This is a genomic window from Polynucleobacter sp. UK-FUSCHL-C3 (assembly GCF_040409815.1).
Lineage (GTDB): Bacteria > Pseudomonadota > Gammaproteobacteria > Burkholderiales > Burkholderiaceae > Polynucleobacter.
In genome coordinates this window covers 774,379-794,488 of sequence record NZ_CP099959.1, presented here as the reverse complement: position 1 = coordinate 794,488, position 20,110 = coordinate 774,379, and the positions used below count along the sequence as shown (strand labels likewise).

Annotated in this window: 16 protein-coding genes and 1 tRNA gene; 4 read left to right on the top strand and 13 right to left on the bottom strand. The window is 48.8% G+C overall.

Annotated elements, in window-relative coordinates; genetic code table 11:
* Window positions 1-14: 14 nt before the first annotated feature.
* From NKE59_RS03915 to hrpA, 4 genes are all read right to left on the bottom strand, one after another.
* Complete coding sequence (locus NKE59_RS03915) at window positions 15-1,010, bottom strand: sterol desaturase family protein (RefSeq protein ID WP_353439675.1); 996 nt, start codon at window positions 1,008-1,010, stop codon at window positions 15-17.
* Between the two features lie 13 nt (window positions 1,011-1,023).
* Window positions 1,024-1,785 (bottom strand): polysaccharide deacetylase family protein, encoded by a 762-nt coding sequence (locus NKE59_RS03910; protein ID WP_353439674.1) that lies wholly within the window; start codon window positions 1,783-1,785, stop codon window positions 1,024-1,026.
* A gap of 3 nt (window positions 1,786-1,788) precedes the next feature.
* A complete protein-coding gene (locus tag NKE59_RS03905) occupies window positions 1,789-2,778 on the bottom strand; it encodes a cytochrome D1 domain-containing protein (protein ID WP_353439673.1) in 990 nt (329 codons plus the stop codon).
* An 82-nt stretch (window positions 2,779-2,860) separates the two neighbouring features.
* Complete coding sequence (hrpA, locus tag NKE59_RS03900) at window positions 2,861-6,871, bottom strand: ATP-dependent RNA helicase HrpA (protein ID WP_353439672.1); 4,011 nt, start codon at window positions 6,869-6,871, stop codon at window positions 2,861-2,863.
* Window positions 6,872-6,938: 67 nt separating this feature from the next.
* On the opposite strand from hrpA, the gene argA reads away from it, so the two are divergent.
* On the top strand, window positions 6,939-8,291 hold the full coding sequence (argA, locus tag NKE59_RS03895) for an amino-acid N-acetyltransferase (RefSeq protein WP_353439671.1): 1,353 nt from the start codon (window positions 6,939-6,941) through the stop codon (window positions 8,289-8,291).
* A 102-nt stretch (window positions 8,292-8,393) separates the two neighbouring features.
* Window positions 8,394-8,666: an oxidative damage protection protein gene (locus NKE59_RS03890; RefSeq protein WP_353439670.1), complete on the top strand. Its 273-nt coding sequence runs from the start codon at window positions 8,394-8,396 to the stop codon at window positions 8,664-8,666.
* A 15-nt stretch (window positions 8,667-8,681) separates the two neighbouring features.
* Here the strand turns inward: NKE59_RS03890 and rpiA are convergent, their stop codons facing one another.
* On the bottom strand, window positions 8,682-9,410 hold the full coding sequence (rpiA, locus tag NKE59_RS03885; RefSeq protein ID WP_353439669.1) for a ribose-5-phosphate isomerase RpiA: 729 nt from the start codon (window positions 9,408-9,410) through the stop codon (window positions 8,682-8,684).
* Window positions 9,411-9,456: 46 nt separating this feature from the next.
* On the opposite strand from rpiA, the gene tal reads away from it, so the two are divergent.
* The gene (gene tal, locus NKE59_RS03880; RefSeq protein WP_353439668.1) at window positions 9,457-10,398 is read left to right on the top strand and encodes a transaldolase; all 942 of its coding nucleotides are present in this window, start codon (window positions 9,457-9,459) and stop codon (window positions 10,396-10,398) included.
* 48 nt (window positions 10,399-10,446) lie between these two features.
* Here the strand turns inward: tal and rlmB are convergent, their stop codons facing one another.
* Together rlmB and rnr are read right to left on the bottom strand one after the other, a co-directional pair.
* Window positions 10,447-11,196, bottom strand: a complete 750-nt coding sequence (rlmB, locus tag NKE59_RS03875) for a 23S rRNA (guanosine(2251)-2'-O)-methyltransferase RlmB (RefSeq protein WP_353439667.1) — start codon at window positions 11,194-11,196, stop codon at window positions 10,447-10,449.
* Window positions 11,193-13,532: a ribonuclease R gene (rnr, locus tag NKE59_RS03870; RefSeq protein ID WP_353439666.1), complete on the bottom strand. Its 2,340-nt coding sequence runs from the start codon at window positions 13,530-13,532 to the stop codon at window positions 11,193-11,195. Before rnr ends, rlmB begins: the two co-directional genes overlap by 4 nt.
* 91 nt (window positions 13,533-13,623) lie before the next feature.
* Here rnr and NKE59_RS03865 point away from each other — a divergent pair.
* Window positions 13,624-13,710 (top strand) — tRNA-Leu (locus NKE59_RS03865).
* Window positions 13,711-13,723: 13 nt separating this feature from the next.
* On the opposite strand, the gene NKE59_RS03860 is transcribed toward NKE59_RS03865, so the two are convergent.
* From NKE59_RS03860 to hfq, 6 genes are read right to left on the bottom strand one after another with little or no spacing between them, the layout of a single operon-like run.
* Complete coding sequence (locus NKE59_RS03860; RefSeq protein WP_353439665.1) at window positions 13,724-15,052, bottom strand: adenylosuccinate synthase; 1,329 nt, start codon at window positions 15,050-15,052, stop codon at window positions 13,724-13,726.
* A gap of 48 nt (window positions 15,053-15,100) precedes the next feature.
* Window positions 15,101-16,267, bottom strand: coding sequence for an ATP phosphoribosyltransferase regulatory subunit (locus tag NKE59_RS03855; protein ID WP_353439663.1), 1,167 nt, complete (start codon window positions 16,265-16,267; stop codon window positions 15,101-15,103).
* Window positions 16,268-16,275: 8 nt separating this feature from the next.
* On the bottom strand, window positions 16,276-17,142 hold the full coding sequence (gene hflC, locus NKE59_RS03850) for a protease modulator HflC (RefSeq protein WP_353439662.1): 867 nt from the start codon (window positions 17,140-17,142) through the stop codon (window positions 16,276-16,278).
* Window positions 17,143-17,160: 18 nt separating this feature from the next.
* Window positions 17,161-18,564, bottom strand: coding sequence for an FtsH protease activity modulator HflK (hflK, locus tag NKE59_RS03845; protein ID WP_353439901.1), 1,404 nt, complete (start codon window positions 18,562-18,564; stop codon window positions 17,161-17,163).
* Window positions 18,530-19,771 carry a GTPase HflX gene (gene hflX / locus NKE59_RS03840; RefSeq protein WP_353439900.1) on the bottom strand — a complete coding sequence of 414 codons (1,242 nt, stop codon included), beginning with the start codon at window positions 19,769-19,771 and terminating at the stop codon, window positions 18,530-18,532. The genes hflK and hflX overlap by 35 nt, the downstream gene beginning before the upstream one ends.
* Window positions 19,764-20,012 carry an RNA chaperone Hfq gene (gene hfq / locus NKE59_RS03835; RefSeq protein ID WP_353439661.1) on the bottom strand — a complete coding sequence of 83 codons (249 nt, stop codon included), beginning with the start codon at window positions 20,010-20,012 and terminating at the stop codon, window positions 19,764-19,766. The genes hflX and hfq overlap by 8 nt, the downstream gene beginning before the upstream one ends.
* Window positions 20,013-20,110: the final 98 nt, after the last annotated feature.

Below are 20,110 nucleotides of genomic sequence, written 5' to 3'. Positions count from 1 at the left end.
GTTTTAGCCTTGCCTCAATGCACTTCATTGGATTGATGAACCTGTGAACGCGAGGTAAATAGTTGCTGAAGAGAATGGCGCAAGCCCTGCCATTGCTGCACAAGTAGATTATTCGAGACAGTTAAGTTTCGTACGCCTGTTGGGTAGGCTTTATCGACAAACACTGCTGTACCAAAAGCGATATCCCACCACGGAAAAAGTACTCCAAAATTACAGCCCCCTAAGACCCCTGGCTTTCCGGGTGCATCGTGCCCAAAGCCCACCGCATGATGATAACGATGGAATAAAGGAGAAACGATGAGGTAGCGAGCCCACCCTAAGTGAACCTTGAGATTAGCGTGTTGCCAACTTTGTATGAGTTGGCTGATCACGACCAAGAAAATAAATTGTCCGGGGGGTACACCAAATAGCAAAGCAAAGAAGGCGAAGACTATTGCACGCATCACATCGTCAAGCAGGTGATTACGATCATCAGACCATGCGGTCATCGTTGTTTGGCTGTGATGCAAAGCATGCAATTGCCACCACCAATGAATACGATGAGAGGCGCGGTGATAGAGGTAATCAATGAAATCGAGGAGGATGAGATAAATGAAGAAACTAACGATGGGGATCGATGTAAATCCAGGAACCCAGTTTTCAACAATCAATCGCTCAAAGCGGATATCGTGCAAGAGGGATGAGATCTGAAAAAAGATTCCGGCAAAGAGCAGGAAGAATATGCCATGAAATACTCCCAGTCGATGAATCAGGGTATAGAGCATATCGATACGCACATTCGGAGCAGAGTTTTTTTGTTGCTCCGCAGGCCAGAACTTTTCCCAGGTTCTAAAGATCACAGCAATGATCAGCAATTGAATGCATCCCGATAGAAACCATTCGGTACCATCGAAGACATCTTCGGCCCAGGCCATCCAGCCCATTGCAAATAAGATAGGTTCCACGACATGGGCATAGAGCATGCCATGCAGGGAACTATAGGCTTCTTGAATTTGTTCTAGAAAGCGCATCCCTCTATTATCGTCAATTTGGTATCAGAGCGAAGCAAAAGCCGCGTTTTTTCCAGTTCTCGATCAGGGGCTCAAGAACCGCTGGGGCCCAGGGGTCCTCTCTAGACCAGATCCCCAAATGGGCGATGGCAATATCACCATTCTTTAGACCCTTACTGGCCTTGTCGAGCAAAGCCGCATTGGGATAGCGTTTGGAGTCTAGTTCGTCCCCTAAAAAGCCACTCGCTGACCAGCCAATATGCTTGTAACCACATTGCTCACCCATAGCAATTAAGCGCTCGGAGGTTTTTCCCCCTGGAGCTCGCCAAATAGGATCAATAGGTTTGCCTGTGAGCTCCTGAAAACGCTGACTCACTCGTTTAATTTCTGTGCAGAGTTCGGCCGGATTAAAACGGATTGCTTTACCCGCATTGTTTCCAAACTGAGGTCTCAGAATGACATCAGACTCACCAACATCTTTTACCCAGTAACTATGGTCATAGGTGTGGCTACCAAAACGATGGCCTTCTTTAACCCGCTCTTGCCAATAGCTTTTCCAAGAATCGTCCATGGAGTAACCGCCCTGCCTGGTCTTCTCATTGGCTAAAAAGAAGGTGGCCTTGATCTTGTTTTGTTGCAATACCTGAGCAATATATTGAGCTACGGCCATATTGCCGGTATCAAAGGTTAGGTAAGCAGTTTTAGTACACGATGCGCTTTGTGCAAAGGCAGGAAGTGTTCCAACGATACTGAGCAGTGTAATGAGAGATCGGAGACTCACTCGCATCATGCTCATGGGCTACTCCCAACTGGCTCGAGGATAGAAGAACACACCATGCGGTGAGCGCCCCACTGGAATCACATCAATCAACTTCATAGAGGGCACATCGATCACCCCTACTTTTTTAGAGAAGCGCAGTGTGACCCACAATGTTTTGCCATCGGGTGTGAGTTCCATATCGTCAGGACCTGCTGGTAGGCCAGTAATATCGCCCACCTTCTCCAGAGTTTGCATATTGAGCAAACTAATAGTGGATGCAACACGATTCGTTACAAAGACATGCTTCTTATCACCTAAGGGTCGGAAGTTATGTGCTCCATTGGCGGTCTTAATCCGCTTAATCTCTTTCCGATTACGCCAATCAATCACTTGCACATAATCAGCGCCGGTAATCCCCACGAGTAGATACTGATCTTTAGGGGTCATCCACAAACCCGCAGGCACCGGACCAGTGGGCATACGCCATATGATCACCTGTTTCTCTAGATCAATCGCGACTACCTCAGCAGAATCTTGCAAGGTCACAAAGGCAAGCTTGCTATCCGATGTAAATGCAATATGGCTTGGAGTCTTTGCGGCTGGAATGGATTTGGCTAGTTTGAACTCAGCCCCATTGGCGGCATACACATCCACACGGTCTAAGCGATTAGCAGCAGTCACAAACCATTTATTGTTTGGAGAATATCCAATTTGGTAAGGATCAATAATTTTTGGGATACGCCCAGTCATGTCGCCAGTGATGGGGTTTAATAAAACAATATCGTCCCCAGCGGCATTTGCAACAAGGAGGGTTTTCTCGTCCGGGGTCATCATCAAATGATGCGGCTCTTTACCCACATGGAAGGTCTTGGTGACCTTGCGGCTTGCCATATCAATCAGGCTGACAGTTGCTTCTCCAGAGTTCAGAATAATCGCAAGCTTTGGCTCTGCAGCAAATACCAATACCGGTTGAAGTAAGAGTAAAGCGCTAATAAGAGAGATGAGACGGGATTTTAGTAAATAGGACATAGCGTGATTGTAAGGCCCGCTTCGCTTTGATGAGTATTGCTCATAAGCCTAAAGGCAATAGGTTTATTGTTTTATTGGGGTACTAACGCAGACTGGCCAATACCTTCTCGAGGCGCTTCACCGACATGGGGGTTGGGGTTCTTAACTCTTGAGCGAATAAGGCTACCCTGAGCTCCTCAAGCTGCCAACGGAAATCTTTGATTCGGGGATCCTGTTCAAGCTGATAGTGGCCAGAACCTTTTGCACCTTGGCGCATTTTTTGCCATGGCCTTGCCAAGGACTCCCAATCTTTTTGGCATTGCGCATCCCGCGCCGGGTTGCTGCGAAGTTTTTCAATACGCAGGCTAATGGCTTTCAGATAACGAGGTAGATGCACTAATTGCTCATAGGGCGTTTTCCCTAAAAATTGCGCATGCACAAGCCCTTGTAATTGCTGGCGGATATCTTCGTGAGCACTACTAGACAGCGCCTTAGCGCTAGCTAATTTTTTACTAAGCTCCGCATGCTCTTCGAGGGTTCGTAGTACATGCTTAGCAATCTCTCCGGCAATTAAGACAAAGCGAGGCTTACCCTTTTGTAAAGATTCTTCAAACTCTGCTTTTGTACTTGCTAAGCCGTCTTGCATAAAGGCCCGCTCGATAGCCATCATCACTATCTCTTCAATCAATGCCTCAACCGATCCTAATTGCATAAAGAGTAGGCCAATATCGCGAGCACCGGGCAGTTGTTTATGAAGCGCTTTGACGTTCTCTCTGAGGACCAAAGCATACAGTCGTTTTAAGCCTAGGCGATGGATTTGTTTAGCCTCTTGGGGATCATCAAAGACCTCAAGATCAACCGCTGTTTTGCAATCCACAATTGCGGGATACCCAAAAAGAGTTTGGCCACCTTTGGCAATCTCTAAGGTCTCGGGCAAATCGCCAAACTCCCAGTGCTGATAAGACCCTGTTTCAATCGCCCTGCTCGGACTTACTTTGCCTACCTCGCTTTGCTTAGTTTGACCTTGACTCTCCTGGTCGCTTCCATCATCGCTTGCGTTCATACTTTTTTGTGCGAGGCTCTGAAAAACCTCTCTAGCAATGGATCCAAACTCCGTGCGTAACTTCACTAAATTCCGCTCCAGGTCCATTTGTCTGCCGTGCTCATCAAGCAAGCGAAAGTTCATAAGACAATGGGCTGGCAGGGTCTCTGGTCTAAAGTCGGCCCGCTTGATATCGATTGCTTTACTCTCCCGCAGATACCGAATCAAGCTGTCTATTAAATCCCCTTGCCCAAATTGTTCTTGATCTACAGCGTGCTGTACAAATTGTTTAGCATGCTCTGCAAGGGGTATGTAATGACGTCTTAGTTTCTGGGGAAGTGATTTAAGAAGGAGTTGCACCTTCTCATCACACAGACCCGGTACCAGCCATTCTGCTTTGAGTGGATCAACCTGATTTAAGACGCTCAAGGGTACTATCAGAGTAACGCCATCTTTAGGACTGCCGGGCTCAAAGTGATAGGCGGTCTTTAGCTCAATGCCGTTCATCTTGATAACTTTGGGGTAACGATCTGCCGTAATCCCAGCAGCCTCATGGCGCATCAGATCATTCTTTTGTAAGCGCAGTGCGTGATCTTTTTGCTCAGTATCGGATCGATCGCGTTCTAACCAAGCCTGTAGGGTCGAGCGACTATAGATCGCCTTGTCGAGTTGTTGGGCATAGAAGGCGAAGAGTAGCTCATCGTCTACCAACACATCGGGGCGGCGTGAGCGATGCTCAAGGGCCTCTATCTCACGAATCAGTTGCCGGTTATGCCAGAAGAATGCAAATAATTTGCCATAGCGTTTTTTGGCTTCGGCTTGGGTCTCTTTCTCAAGAGCAGGTGTATCGACCTTGCCAAAGAGCTCGCCCTCAACCAATGCCTTTTGTATAAACAACTGATGGGCCTCGAGGGGGTCATGCGGTGCATACGCAACACGGCGGCCATGATAGATCGGTAAGCCATAAAGTGTGGCGCGCTCATAGGCCATTACTTCGCCACTTTGTTTATCCCAGAAGGGATCGCTCAGCGTCTTGATGAGTCGGTGCTTGGCTACTTTCTCGACCCACTGGGGCTCGATCTTGGCTAAGGTTCTTGCATACAAACGACTGGTCTCCTGAATCTCACCAGCTACAAACCATGCGCCTACCTTTTTACCAAGACTCGATCCGGGCCAGAGATGCAAGCGGATTCCTCTTGCGCCCATGTAGTTAGCAGTCTTTTGTGAACGGCTGGTGGAGTCTTCTTCATCCCGCTTGGCAATATGGCCCAATAGTCCTGTTAATAATGCCGTATGGACTTGCTCATAGGTGGCAGGTGTTTGATTGTCTTTCCAAGCCTTTTCAGCAAGAAGCACATGCAGTTGACCATGCACATCACGCCATTCACGCAATCGTCTGGGTGATAAAAACTTACTACGGCAGAGGTTCTCGAGTTGTCGATTGCTTTGCTTATGGGTCAGCGCATCTTGATACCAGATCCAGAGCTTAATGAATCCCAGAAACTCGGAGCGCTCATCGGCAAAGAGCTGATGGGCTTGGTCTGCGGCACTTGCCATCTCCATGGGACGCTCACGGGGGTCTTGGCAGGCCATCGCCGATGCAATGATGGTGAGTTCCTTGAGCGCATGCTGATCCTTGGCGGCTAGCAAGATACGGGCAATCCGCGGGTCTAGGGGAAGATCTGCTAACTCTATTCCAATACCTGTCAGTTGCAGTGCGACACCGCCTTGATTGCTTTCTTCTTGAATCTCAATCGCACCGAGCTCTTCAAGTAATTGCATGCCATCAGCAATCGCGCGTCCGAGTGGTTTATCGATGAAGGGGAATTGATTAACCGGTGGCAAACGCAGAGATGCCATACGAAGAATCACTGATGCTAATGAGCTCCTGAGGATCTCAGGGTCTGTGTAAGCAGGCCTTGCTTTGTAATCCTCTTCACTATAAAGACGAATACAAATACCATCGGATACTCGTCCACAACGACCTGCACGTTGATTGGCAGCTGCTTGGGAGATAGGCTCTATTTGCAATTGCTCTACTTTATTGCGATACGAATAGCGCTTAACCCGTGCTAAGCCAGTATCAATCACATACCGAATGTTCGGTACGGTGAGCGAGGTCTCGGCCACATTGGTAGCTAAGATGATCCGACGGCCATTGCCTTTCTGAAACACGCGTTCTTGCTCACTGACGGCTTGGCGTGCAAATAGACTTAATAGCTCAGGATGAAAACGTTGCAATACGGGGTCCTTACGCAACGCTTCAGCACAATCCCGAATCTCGCGTTCACCTGGCAGAAAGACCAACACATCCCCTGCTCCACTGGCCCCTTCACGCCAGACATCACCAATTGCTTTACAAACTCCTTCCGTAATCTCGAGGGCCTCTTTTTTGTTCTCCTGCTCCAGTGGTAAATAGCGTTGCTCAACTGGATAGAGTCGGCCGCTCACCTCAATCACTGGTGCGCTCTTACCATTTATAGCAAAGTGATTTGCAAAGCGCTCTGCATCAATGGTTGCAGAAGTGATGATGATCTTGAGATCCTTCCGCTTGTCGATCAACTGTCGTAAGTAACCCAAGAGGAAATCAATATTAAGGCTGCGCTCATGGGCCTCATCGATGATGATGGTGTCGTACATCTTTAAGAGCGGATCTCTTTGGGTCTCGGCCAACAATATTCCGTCGGTCATGAGTTTGATCGAGGCACTGGGGCTGGTGTGATCCGCAAAGCGGACCTGATAACCCACATCCTGCCCGATGGGCGAACCTAGCTCTTGCGCAATCCGTTTGGCGGTGCTTGTGGCGGCAATACGACGGGGTTGGGTGTGCCCAATCAAACCGCCTTGATGGATACGTCCTCGACCCAGAGCAAGACAAATCTTTGGTAATTGCGTTGTTTTACCCGAACCCGTTTCACCACAGACAATGATCACAGGGCTTGCCAGAAAGGCTTTTGCGATCGTATCGCGTTGACCCGAGACCGGTAAGGCTTCTGGAAACGCAATCTCTTTTCCGTGAAGAGGATGCCAGATCACTTCGCAAGGCGAGCTCATTGGGGCCTCATGGGGCATAGAAGGTTGAACTCCCTTCCATAATTTATTTGGTATCTAAGCGCTTGCACCCTATAATTTTCTCATTATGTCTACTTCCCCAGCCAATCCCTCCACAAATCCTAGCTTCCCCTTTGTGGGCTGGCTTCGTGAAGTTGCGCCTTATATCCATGCTTTTCGGGAAAAGACCTTCGTCATCGCTTTTGCGGGAGAGTTGGCTCAAGACTTTGATCAACTTGAGAACCTGATTGAAGACATCGCCATGTTGCATGCCATGGGCATGCGGATTATCTTGGTGCATGGGATTCGGCCGCAGATTGATGAGCAACTTTCCTTACGCAAGATCAAGAGCAAGTTTGGTAAGGGCCATATGAGTAGCTATCGGATTACCGATGCCGCTGCGCTGGAGTGTGTCAAAGAGGCTGCTGGCGAACTGCGTTTAGATATCGAGGCAGCATTTAGTCGGGGACTTCCAAATACTCCCATGGCAGGTTCACGCATCTCGGTAATCTCGGGTAACTTTATTACTGCCATGCCCATTGGAGTCGTAGACGGTATTGACTATGTTCACACGGGGCTGGTACGCAAGGTTGACTCCGAGTCCATCAAGATGTCTTTGGATAATGGCAAATTGGTCTTGTTATCACCTCTAGGGTTCTCACCCACAGGACAAGCATTTAATTTATCGTTTGAGGATGTTGCAGCGGCAACAGCTTCTGCATTGAAGACGGACAAACTTATTTTCTTATCGCCCTTCCCAGGCTTACAAGATAAAGAAGGGAATGTGGTCACCGAGCTATCCATTGCTCAGTTGCAAGATTATCTCCAGCTCTATCCAGATCTACCTAGCAATATGCGTAACTTCCTCAACACCGCGATTCGGGCGGTTCGCTCTGGAGTAAGTAGAACGCATTTCTTACCCTGCAATCGCGATGGCGTGCTCTTAGAAGAACTCTTTACCCACGATGGTGTTGGCATGATGTTGGCCGCTTCGGATATTGAGAACTTGCGTGAGGCTACGCAAGACGATGTGGGTGGTATTTTGCAGTTGACTCTGCCTCTTGAGGCTGAGGGTGTTCTGGCTGCGCGTGGTCAAGACGTGATCGAGCGCGATATCGCTCGGTTCTCAGTGATTGAGCATGACAAGGTCTTGTTTGGTTGTGCAGCCCTCTTTCCATTTGCCAATGGTGTTGGCGAGTTAGCCTGTTTAGTGGTGGATCCCGACTCTCAAGGATCTGGGGATGGTGAGCGCCTGTTAAAGCGTATTGAGGCTAGAGCAAAGCGTGAGGGCATTACTTCTTTATTTGTCTTAACCACCCGTACCGAACATTGGTTCCTCAAGCGTGGTTTTGTGAGGGCCAGCGTGGATGCTCTACCCGAAGAGCGCAAGCAAATTTACAACTGGGACCGCAAATCCATGGTGCTGACCAAAAAGATCTAGGTCTTGGTCTTTGGGTGGGTTTCTGCGACCCCTAAAACCTTTGAACCCTCCTATTTTGTATTCATACCTATAATTAGGCTCATTCGTTAAAAAGAGGTTTGTATGGCAAGAATGGTTCAGTGTATTAAGCTCAATAAAGAGTCCGAGGGTCTAGACTTTGCTCCTCTTCCTGGTGAACTGGGTAAGAAAATCTGGAATCAGGTATCTAAAGAAGCGTGGGCAGACTGGCTTAAGCATCAAACGATGCTGATCAATGAGAACCGTCTTAATATGGCCGATCCGCGCGCACGTCAGTATCTACTCAAACAGGTCGAGAAATACTTCTTTGAGGGTGGTGCTGATATGGCTAGTGGTTATGTACCGCCAGCTCAGTAAGTTTATTTATAAGCTTTATTTAGAAAACTGAACTCGCTGAACACCCTGCTGTCCACCCACCAGCAATAGATCTGCCTTAGCTTGGGCAAAGAGTCCAACACAGATAACCCCAGCAATTTGATTGAGGTCTCTCTCTAGTTGGACAGGGTCTTTGATATCTAATCCATGCACATCCAGGATCCAAGCGCCGTTATCCGTTAAGAATGGTTGACCTTCTTGCTTTCCAGAGGAGATCAGGCGTAGTTTGGCAGTACCGCCCCATTGTTTCAGGGATTGTGTAATGGCCGCTTGCGCCAGAGGTATCACCTCAAGCGGTAATGGAAATTTACCAAGAGTATTAACTTGCTTGGACTCATCGCAGATGCAGATAAATTCCTTGGCAAGACTTGCAATAATCTTCTCGCGCGTGAGTGCTCCACCACCGCCCTTAATCATATGACCCTGTGGGTTAATCTCATCCGCACCATCAACGTACATCGGCAAGGGATGGGATTGTGTTTGGATCGACTCCGGTAGCTGACTGGCATCCACCACATGAAAGCCTAATTTAATCAGGCGCTCTGTACTCGCTAAGGAGCTCGATACCACTCCCGCAAAGTGATCACGGTGCGGGGCTAAGAGGTCAATAAACCAGTTAGCGGTTGAGCCTGTTCCGATCCCCAAGTACTGCCCTTTTGGCATTCGCTTTAGAACTTCCTCTTTGGCGGCTTGGGCAACCTGTTTCTTGAGATCGTCTTGGTTCATGATTGCAATCATACCGAATGTTCTCGCTATCATTTACTATTTGGCTATGGATACCCTCTCTCAACTCAAGCGCTATACCACGGTGGTCGCCGATACCGGCGACTTTGAGCGCATGCGCCAGTTCCAGCCACAGGATGCCACCACCAATCCCTCCTTGATTTTGAAGGCGGTTCAACAAAGTACCTACAGTAATTTAGTGGCAGATGTAAAACGCTATAACCCTAAGGCCTCCCCAGCACAACTGATTGATCGAGTTCTAGTCGCTTTTGGTGGGGAGATATTGAAGATTGTGCCGGGTCGCGTTTCTACCGAGGTGGATGCCCGCCTATCATTTGATACTGCAGCAACCATTCGTAAGGCGCGAGAGATCATCGCTCTGTACGAATCCGCAGGCATTGATCGTGCTCGGGTCTTAATTAAATTAGCAAGCACTTGGGAGAGCATTGTTGCTGCTCGGGAGTTAGATCAAGATGGTATCCATTGCAATATGACCTTACTCTTTTCTCTGGTGCAAGCTGTTGCATGTGCCGATGCCAAGGCACAATTGATTTCACCGTTTGTGGGTCGCATCAGTGATTGGTATAAGAAATCCTTAGGTGATCAATGGTCGACTGCTCAACATGCTGGAGCAAACGATCCTGGCGTGCAGTCGGTTCGTTCGATCTTTATGTACTACAAGCACTTTGAGATTGCTACCGAAATTATGGGTGCTAGCTTTCGAAACACCAGTCAGATTTTGGAGTTAGCGGGTTGTGATTTACTAACTATTAGCCCTGAACTCTTAGCAGAGTTACAAGCGAGCAATACTGAGGTGAGCCCAAGACTCATTGCAGAAGAAGCTCAGCGTGCTGATATGAAACAGATACATCTTGATCAAGCTCACTTTGAAAATGAGTTGGCCAAGAATCCGATGGCTTCTGAGAAACTCTCCGAGGGCATCAAGACCTTCTGTGCGGATATCGAGAAACTTGAGGTCTTACTCAGTTAGGATCGCTCAGTTAAGCTTGCTCAGTTAAGCTGGTTTAATTAGATCTTTTTATTTCTTCGCAAGACGTTGACGCCTTGCTTCGTACAGAGTCACGCCAGTTGCTACCGATACATTCAGACTCTCAACTGCTCCTTGCATTGGGATGTTGACCAATTGATCACAGGTCTCGCGGGTTAAGCGGCGCATTCCTTCACCCTCGGCTCCCATCACAATCGCAGTGGGTCCTTTGAGGTCTACGTCATAGATCGATTGCTCTGCTTGATCATCGGTGCCAATTAGCCAAATACCAAGCTCTTGCATCTCGCGCATGGTTCTTGCAAGATTGGTCACTGTGATGATGGGCACTACTTCAGCAGCACCACTGGCCACTTTGCTCACGGTGGCATTGATGCTCGCAGAGCGATCTTTGGGAACGATCACCCCATGCACTCCAGCGCCATCTGCAGCCCGAAGGCAAGCTCCTAAATTATGCGGGTCTGTGATGCCATCCAAGACCAAGAGTAGAGGTGGATCATTCTTTGCATCAATGCTATCGAGTAACTCGGGTAGAGTTCTAGCAATCGAGATAGGTTCTGCCAGAGCCACAATCCCCTGATGGCGGTCATGTCCAGCTAGATTATGAAGACGATCTGCATTGGCTGAGTAGAGTCTCTTACCTAAGAGTGGCTCAGCCTGTTTAATGAAATCCGCCATGCGTCGATCACGCCGTGCTGGATCGTAATAGACCGATTGCAGGCTATCTGGATCCATGCGTAAGCGGGTCTGCACCGCATGAAAGCCCAACAGAATCTGTTTCATTTGCGCTTACCTTTGGTACTCTTGCGACCTGTCCCTTGAGCAATCGAGGGCTGACGGGATGTGGGATTGCGTCCGCTCTTGGCTTTCGTTTTCTTGTTTGCTTTGCTAGGGGCCGCATCGCGGCGTGGGGCTTTCTCATCGGGGCGGGTTTTCTTATGCGCCGCTTTTTTATTGGGGCGCCCAGCATCCGATGCCAACACCACTGACTTAAACCGTGTGCCATCACGCTCATTCGTTCCATTTGCTTTGACTAGACCAAACTCGATCTTACGGGCATCTAAGTCCACTCGACTTATTAATACATGCAAGCGATCACCAATACGATACCGAATACCGGTGCGTTCCCCACGGAGTTCTTGGCGAGCTTCATCGTATTGGTAATAATCTCCACCGAGCTCGGTCACGTGCACCATACCCTCGACAAAGAGGCTCTCGAGTTGCACAAAGAGACCAAAATTAGCCACGCCTGTAATCGTTCCAGAATATTCTTGGCCGAGATGATCACGCATGTAGTAACACTTTAGCCATGCTTCCACATCCCGCGAGGCTTCATCCGCGCGGCGCTCATTGGCAGAGCAATGCACCCCAAATTGGGCCCAGACCGCAAGTGCCGCACCGTCTTTGGAGACCTGCTTGGTCACTGCTTTCTTACCCTTGGTCTTGGCATCCTGTTGCGATTGCTTCACAGCGGCAGCATTGGCTCTCCCCTGACCCTTGCGTGGCATGGTTAAGTTCATCGGCACATCCTCGGGCAGGTGCGGGTGATAACTCTTCTTACTGAGAATCGCCTTAATGGAGCGATGCACTAATAAGTCAGGGTAGCGTCGTATCGGGCTTGTGAAGTGCGCATATGCTGGATACGAGAGTCCGAAGTGGCCTTCGTTCTCTGGTTGATAAATCGCTTGCTGCATCGAGCGTAAGATCATCATCTGTAACATACCAGAGTCTGGTCTCACCTTAATTTCTTTCATGAGCTTAGCAAAATCTTTGGGGTGAGGCTTCTCGGTACCCGATAGATGCAAACCCGTTGTGCGCAGCACTTGCTTAAGAGTTTGTACCTTCTCAAGCGATGGCTCGCCATGTACGCGGAACAAACTAAGATGCTTATGCTTTTGCAAGAAGTTGGCGGCACAGACGTTTGCGGTCAGCATGCATTCTTCAATCAAGCGATGTGCGTCATTGCGCAATCTTGGTTCTATACGCAAGATCTTCCCTAACTCATTACTAATGATTTGGGTCTCAGTGGTCTCAAAATCAATGGCGCCCCGCTTCTCACGGGCAGCTAATAAGATTTTGTAAAGATGGTAAAGATTATTTAATTGCTCATTGAACTCGGCGTAGCGCACTGCCTCTGGTCCACGGGTGTTACTTAAGATCTCCCAGACGGTGTCGTATGTAAAACGTTGGGAGGAATGCATGACCCCTTGATAAAACTGATAGGCTAAGATCTCGCCACGTTGATCAACTACAGCATCGCACACCATACACAGGCGATCGACTCCAGGGTTGAGAGAACATAATCCATTGGAGATCTTCTCCGGCAGCATTGGGATCACTCTTCTGGGGAAATACACCGAGGTTGCCCGCAATAATGCATCCTTATCGAGAGGATGATCTGGCTTGACATAATGAGCAACGTCAGCAATCGCCACAATTAAACGCCATGCTTTAGCTTGGCCGTATTGCACTGGTTCACAATAAACCGCATCGTCAAAATCGCGTGCATCCGCACCATCAATCGTGACTAGAGGAACATCACGCAGATCAACTCGTCCAATAAGATCATCTTGGGTAACGGCATTCGGTAATGCCTCAGACTCTTTTAATGCCGCTGGCGAGAATGTATGAGGCACTCCGTACTTACGCACCGCAATCTCGATTTCCATTCCGGGATCATCAATCTCTCCCAAGATCTCGGTTACTCGTCCTACGGCCTGTCGATAGCTATCAGGGTAATCAATAATCTCAACGCTCACCACTTGACCCAGCTTAGCCATCCCCTGCCCCTTTGGCGGGATCAGAATGTCATGACCAATACGCTTATCTTCGGGGGCCACGATCAGAACGCCGTTCTCGTTCAGAAGACGCCCAATGACCACACGATTGGCGTGGATCAATACCTCCACAATTTGGCCTTCGGGGCGACCACGTCGATCAGTTCCTAAGACACGGATGGAAACTCGATCTCCATGCATGACCCGAGCCATCTCCCGCTCAGCCAGAAAGATATCTTCTCCGCCGTCATCGGGTGCCACAAAGCCAAAGCCATCGCGATGGCCCTGTACAGTGCCTAGACGGTCACAATCGCGCGGTACAGGAATTTCATTTTTACGCATTAGATACTTTTTGTAGTGGGTGTTTCAATAAACAACTCATTTAGATGATTTGAACACATTGTTCTGACAGGCAACCTATAATGCAAGCACTGCCCAGATGGCGAAATTGGTAGACGCACCAGCTTCAGGTGCTGGCGATCGCAAGGTTGTGGAGGTTCGAGTCCTCTTCTGGGCACCAAATAAGAAGTTGTTCAACTCTCAAACGGATGTTGCAACAATATGGTTTCATCGCGCTCTGGTCCTGTGGAGATCATGGCAATGGGTCTACCGCAGATCTCTTGCACGCGCTTGAGATAGTCTTGGGCTGTTTTGGGGAGCTTGTTCCAATCTGTAATGCCAACGGTGCTCTCAGTCCAACCTGTAAAATCCTCATAGATTGGCTCACACCGCGCAACTGCTTCTGCCCCTCTTGGTAATACATCCAGAGTCTTACCATCGAGTTTGTAGCCCACACACAGACGAATGGTTTTAATCCCATCCAGTACATCTAGTTTGGTGATGCATAGTCCGGTTAATCCATTAATTTGGATGGAGCGCTTAAGTGCGGCAGCATCTAGCCAACCGGTTCTTCTGGGCCTACCGGTCACCGAGCCAAACTCTTTACCAACTTCTGCTAGACGGATACCGACAGGATCTTGCTTGGCTGGGTTCTCGTGATCATAAAGCTCGCTGGGGAATGGACCCGCACCCACGCGTGTGCAATATGCCTTAGTTATTCCTAAGATGTAATGCAATGAGCCCGGGCCAACACCCGAGCCAGCAGCAGCATTACCAGCTACGCAGTTACTGGAGGTCACAAAGGGATAAGTGCCATGATCAATATCCAGCAAGGTGCCTTGTGCGCCTTCGAACAATAAGTTCTGACCAGCCTGCTCTGCCGCATACAGAGCGCTAGAGACATCAACCACCATTGGCTTAATCTGTTCTGCAAACGACATCATTTCATTGAGAACTGTTTGATAGTCGAGTGGATCGACCTTGTAGTAGTGGGTCAAGGCAAAGTTGTGATAATCCAAATTCTCTTTGAGCTTAGCTGCAAATTGGTCCGGATAGAAAAAGTCTTGTACGCGCAGTGCTCTTCTGGCTACTTTATCTTCATAGGCGGGGCCAATGCCACGGCCTGTGGTGCCAATCTTATCGCTACCGCGTTTCTTCTCACGCGCATGATCGATAGCGACGTGATATGGCAGTATTAAGGTAGCTGCTTCCGAGATCTTTAAACGGCTTTTGACATCTAAGCCTGCAGCTTCGAGCTCACCAATCTCTTTAAAGAGAGCCTCGGGGGAGAGCACAACACCATTGCCAATATAGCAAGTGACCTTGGGGTGCATGATGCCCGATGGAATAAGACGCAGAATGGTTTTTTTATTACCGATGATGAGGGTGTGACCCGCGTTATGACCCCCCTGAAAGCGAACGACTGCTTGTGCATGATCGGTCAGCCAGTCAACGACTTTGCCCTTCCCTTCGTCACCCCATTGGGTGCCGATCACTACAACATTACGACCCGATTGCGCCATATGAATTCCAGTTTATTTTTATTTGTTCTGAAGGGTTTACTGATCAACTTATTTTGCTTGTACCTGCCAACTAGCACCCTGCTGAATAAGCTCACGATCACAGACAAACTCTTCTGCGCTGGCTTCATCACCCTTGCGTAATTGGATCACAATCTCGCCTTTACTCCGCAGATCTGCAATAATGGCTAATAGTTTTTGATCATCAGACCATGGGGCAATAATCGCACTGCGCTTGACATTGAGGTCTGAGCAATCGGCTAATGTATAAAGATCTAATGAGAACCCAGTTGCAGGGCGTGAACGCCCAAATGCTTGACCGACATGATCGTAGCGACCGCCTCGTGCAATCGGCTGTGGCAAACCGTCCACATAGGCAGCAAACATCACACCGCTGTGATATTGATAGCCACGTAGATCAGCCAGATCAATACTAAGCTCTACACCGTTGGATGACAGCGCCTCTGTTAATCGAGCAAGATCATTTAAGGCTTGCTCGATGACCGGGTTCTTAGGCAATGCGAACTTGACAGAACGCGCGTTCGCCAGAACCTCTGCGCATGAGCCATTGAGCTCAATCAAGGCAAGCAAGGGCTTGCCAATCGAAGGTGGCATGTTGGTAATGCACTGGCTTAAGCCTGACCGATCTTTTGTTTGTAAGCAGGTGTAGAGGGATTCGGTATCACTTGCGTTGAGCGCATGATCTCCCAAGATGCCTTTCAAGACACCCGCATGCGAGAGATCGAGATAGACCTTTTTAAGGCCAGCCTTATTGAGGGTCTGTAAGAGCAGGCTCAGGGCCTCAAGGTCGGCCTCCCATCCTGCATGACCATAAATCTCTGCCCCGATCTGAAGCTCCTCACGCGAGCTCGATCCTGCTGGTGCTCGGACATGGGCCACTGATCCGGCATAGCAAAGACGCGTAACGCCCTCTCGATTTAAGAGGTGTGCATCAATGCGTGCCACCTGGGGGGTGATATCAGCTCGTAGGCCCAGGGTTCTGCCCGATAGCTGATCAACTAACTTGAAGGTCTGCAGATTGAGGTCAGACCCCGTACCTGTTAATAATGAATCCAGGAACTCTAATAAAGGGGGGCTAACTAACTCATAGCCATAAGATTGATAAAGATCGAGTGAGCGACGACGCAACTCTTCAATCTTGCGAGCCCGGGATGGCAAAACATCCGCAATATCTTCGGGCAATAACCAACGGTTCATGATGAAACTTATCTTCTTTGCATGAACTTGAAGAAATCATTATTGGGCTCAATCACCATAACGTCCTTCTTGTCCTTAAAGGAATTGCGATAAGCCTCAAGACTGCGGTAGAACTGGGCAAACTGGGGGTCTCGATTAAAGGCTTCTGCATAGAATGCCGTAGCGCGTGCATCGCCAACTCCTTTAATACGCTGTGCATCGCGGTACGCTTCGGCCAAGATTACATCCCGCTGTCGTTCTGCATTTGCACGGATCTTATCGGACTCAGCAGCACCCGTGGAACGGAGTTCGTTTGCCACCCTTTTGCGCTCTGCTTCCATACGACGGTACACCGAGTCACTAATCTCTGCTAAGAGGTCAACGCGCTTGAGACGCACATCCACAATCTCAATACCAATATCTTTGGCATCTTCTTCGACCTTCTTACGAATTCCTTGCATCACCTGATCGCGTTGCTCTGAAATAATCTCACGGATGGTGCGCTTCGTAAACTCTTCATTAAGCGCAGACCGTACTAGTTGGTTCATTCGATCGGTCGCTAGACGCTCATCCCCTTTAAAGCTAACGAAGAACTTTAAAGGATCGACAATCCGCCACTTCACATAAGAATCTACCAACAGATTTTTCTTCTCAGCGGTGATGAAGCGATCGGCATCTGGGCTATCGATGGTCATGATGCGACGATCAAAGAAAATGACGTTCTGAAATGGAGCTGGTAACTTAAACTGCAAGCCAGGCTCTTGAATAACCTTCACAATTTGTCCGAAAGAGAAGATCACTGCATATTTACGTTGATCCACAATAAAGATGCAAGAGGTAATTAAGTAGAACGCTACGACTAAGCTAACAATGAGTCCAAGGACACGATTTGGCATGATTTATTCCCTCGACTCTTAACGATCACCGCGATCACGGCTACGTAGGCCATCGCGTTTTTCTGGGGTACGATCCGCTGGTGCTGGATTAGCACTGGGGCTTGGGGCGGCAGGCGCTGGGATACTCGGCAATCCACTTGTTTGTGCCTGCGCAGCTTGCTGAGCTTCTGAGCTCACCTGAGAAATAATCTTATCGAGAGGGAGATACAACAAACTATTACTCTTGGTGGTATCAACTAATACTTTAGAGACATTGGTATAGATCTCTTTCATGGTATCGATATACATCCGATCACGTGTTACTTGCGGAGCTTTTGCATACTCGGTATAGATTTGTTTAAAGCGCAGCGCGTCACCTTCTGCCATTGCACTCACTCTAGCGCGATAACCCTCTGCTTCCTGAATCAAACGAGCTGCAGTACCTTTAGCCCGTGGCAGGATGTCATTCGCATAGGCCTCACCTTCGCTCTTTAAGCGCTCTTGGTCTTGACCCGCTTTCACGGCATCATCAAAGGCTGCTTGAACTTGCTCAGGGGGCTGTACGTTTTGGACGGTAACGCTGGTAATAAAGATACCGGCTTTATAACCATCCAAGATCTTTTGGATCGACATGGATAAATCGATCGCAATCTTCTCGCGACCCTCGTATAAAACGGTATCCATCTTGCTACGACCCACAATCTCACGCACTGCAGTCTCAGCTGCTTGCACAACCGCCATATCTGGATCGCGATTATTAAAGAGATACTCCATCGGGTCTTTGAGACGGTATTGCACCGCAAAGCGCACATCGATGATGTTCTCGTCTTCGGTCAACATCGAAGAATCTTTTTGATTCGTTCCCTTAATCAGAACCGGACGACCGATTTCTACAGAGCGGACTGCAGACAGATTAACAATCTCGGTAGACTGAATGGGGAACGGTAAGCGCCAGTTAATACCAGGACGAGCGGTGTAATCGTATTTACCAAAGGTCAATACCACGCCAGCCTGACCCTCTTGGATCATGAAGAAGCCACTAAAGAGCCATACCAAGCCCAAAATAACTGCTGCACCAATACTGGCTACTTTTGGATTAAATCCATCGGTATTAAATTGTGGAGTTTTGCGACCGCCACCATTGGGTGGGGGTTGTCCACCTCCGGATGGGCGCTTCTTGCCACCAAAGAGATTATTGAGCTTGTCATTAAAGTCACGCCACAGATCATCTAGATCGGGTGGTCCACTAGTGGGGCGACGATTATCTTGCGGCTGTTGATTTGGCTGATTGGGGGTAGTGTTCTCACCGCCCTTGGGGTCTTTATCCCCTTTGGGTGTATTAGATTGAGGATTATTACCCCAGCCTGGATCATTGACTGAGTAAAAACCGGCAAAGTAATCACGTACTTTACGGAGCGTTTGGCGAATGGTTTGGGTTTGGATGGAAATCAAAATCGGCTGTTTCTGGTCTATCAGTTAATGGTTCAAGCAGGTCGCCACTGGCCCTTAATTTTTGGACTAAAGCGTGCTCAACCCTTAGTTTATCAGTCATCTGCGCAAACTCGGTAAGGCATTGTCGGAGTAGGTCTAAACCCATTCCCTCTTGGGCAGAAACAAAGACCTTATATGGCAGCCCATTAATGTCGCGCTCGATCTTCGGGCCCTTAGTAAAGGTCTGGGGCATCTGGTCGATTTTGTTCATGACCTCAATGCGGGGAATGGTATCGGCCCCGATTTCTTTGAGGACAGCCTCTACTTCAGCCTGTTGCTGAAGAGCCACAGGGCTACAGGCATCGACCACATGCAAGATCAAATCTGCATGAACGGTCTCGTCCAAGGTTGCCCGAAAGGCTTCCACTAACTGATGGGGAAGCTCCCGAATAAATCCCACAGTATCGGAGAGGACAATTTGCATGCCCTCGCCCAAATGGATTCGGCGGGAGGTCGTATCAAGAGTTGCAAACAGCTGATCAGCGGCATAGCTACCAGCCTTGGTAAGAGCATTAAACAGAGTAGATTTACCCGCATTGGTGTAACCCACCAAGGAGACCGAAAATACTTGATTGCGCGCACGGGCTCTACGTTGCGTGCGCTGTTGACGTTGTAACTTCTCTAATTCTGCCTCGAGTCGCTTTGCTTTCGTGACTAGCATGCGGCGATCTAGCTCCATCTGGGTCTCACCAGGCCCGCCTCGAAGACCAATACCACCCTTTTGACGCTCTAAGTGACTCCAGGCTCGCACCAGTCGAGACATGCGATAGCGCACATTCGCTAGCTCAACCTGTGTTTTACCTAAATGACTTTTGGCTCGTTGGGCAAAGATATCCAATATGAGGCCGGTACGATCAATGACATGCCGGCCTAGATGACGCTCTAGATTACGTTGCTGCGTGGGCGAAATGGCATGGTTAACGATGGCCAGTTCGGCATCGTGTTCTTTCATGGTGCGCAGGAGTTCGTTGGCTTTACCAGAACGAATAAAGAGAGCTGGGTCTACGCTACCGCGTCGTCCCACCACCGAAGCTTTTGGTATGGATCCAGCGCTTTCGGCCAAGAGCGCTAGCTCTGCCATGCTCTCCGGAAAATCCTCTTTACCGGTGTCAATGCCGACTAAAACAGCACGGACCTCTTCTACACCCGTATTATGCAGATGGAGCTTCCTCTTCGTCTGCCTTTAAGCTCACTGCTCGAGCTGGCACAACGGTAGAGATGGCGTGTTTGTAGACCATTTGGGTGACGGTGTTACGCAATAGGATCACGTATTGATCAAAAGACTCGACATTACCCTGCAATTTGATGCCATTGACCAAATAGATTGATACAGGAATGTGCTCTTTGCGCAAGGCATTTAAGAATGGGTCTTGCAGGAGTTGGGCTTGTTTGTTGTTCATACTGCTCCTTTTTCTACTTATTTTGCTTAGTTTGCTGTGGGAGTCTTGCTTTTATAGTTGCAATAGTACCGTTTACCTTAAAGATATTACCCTCATTA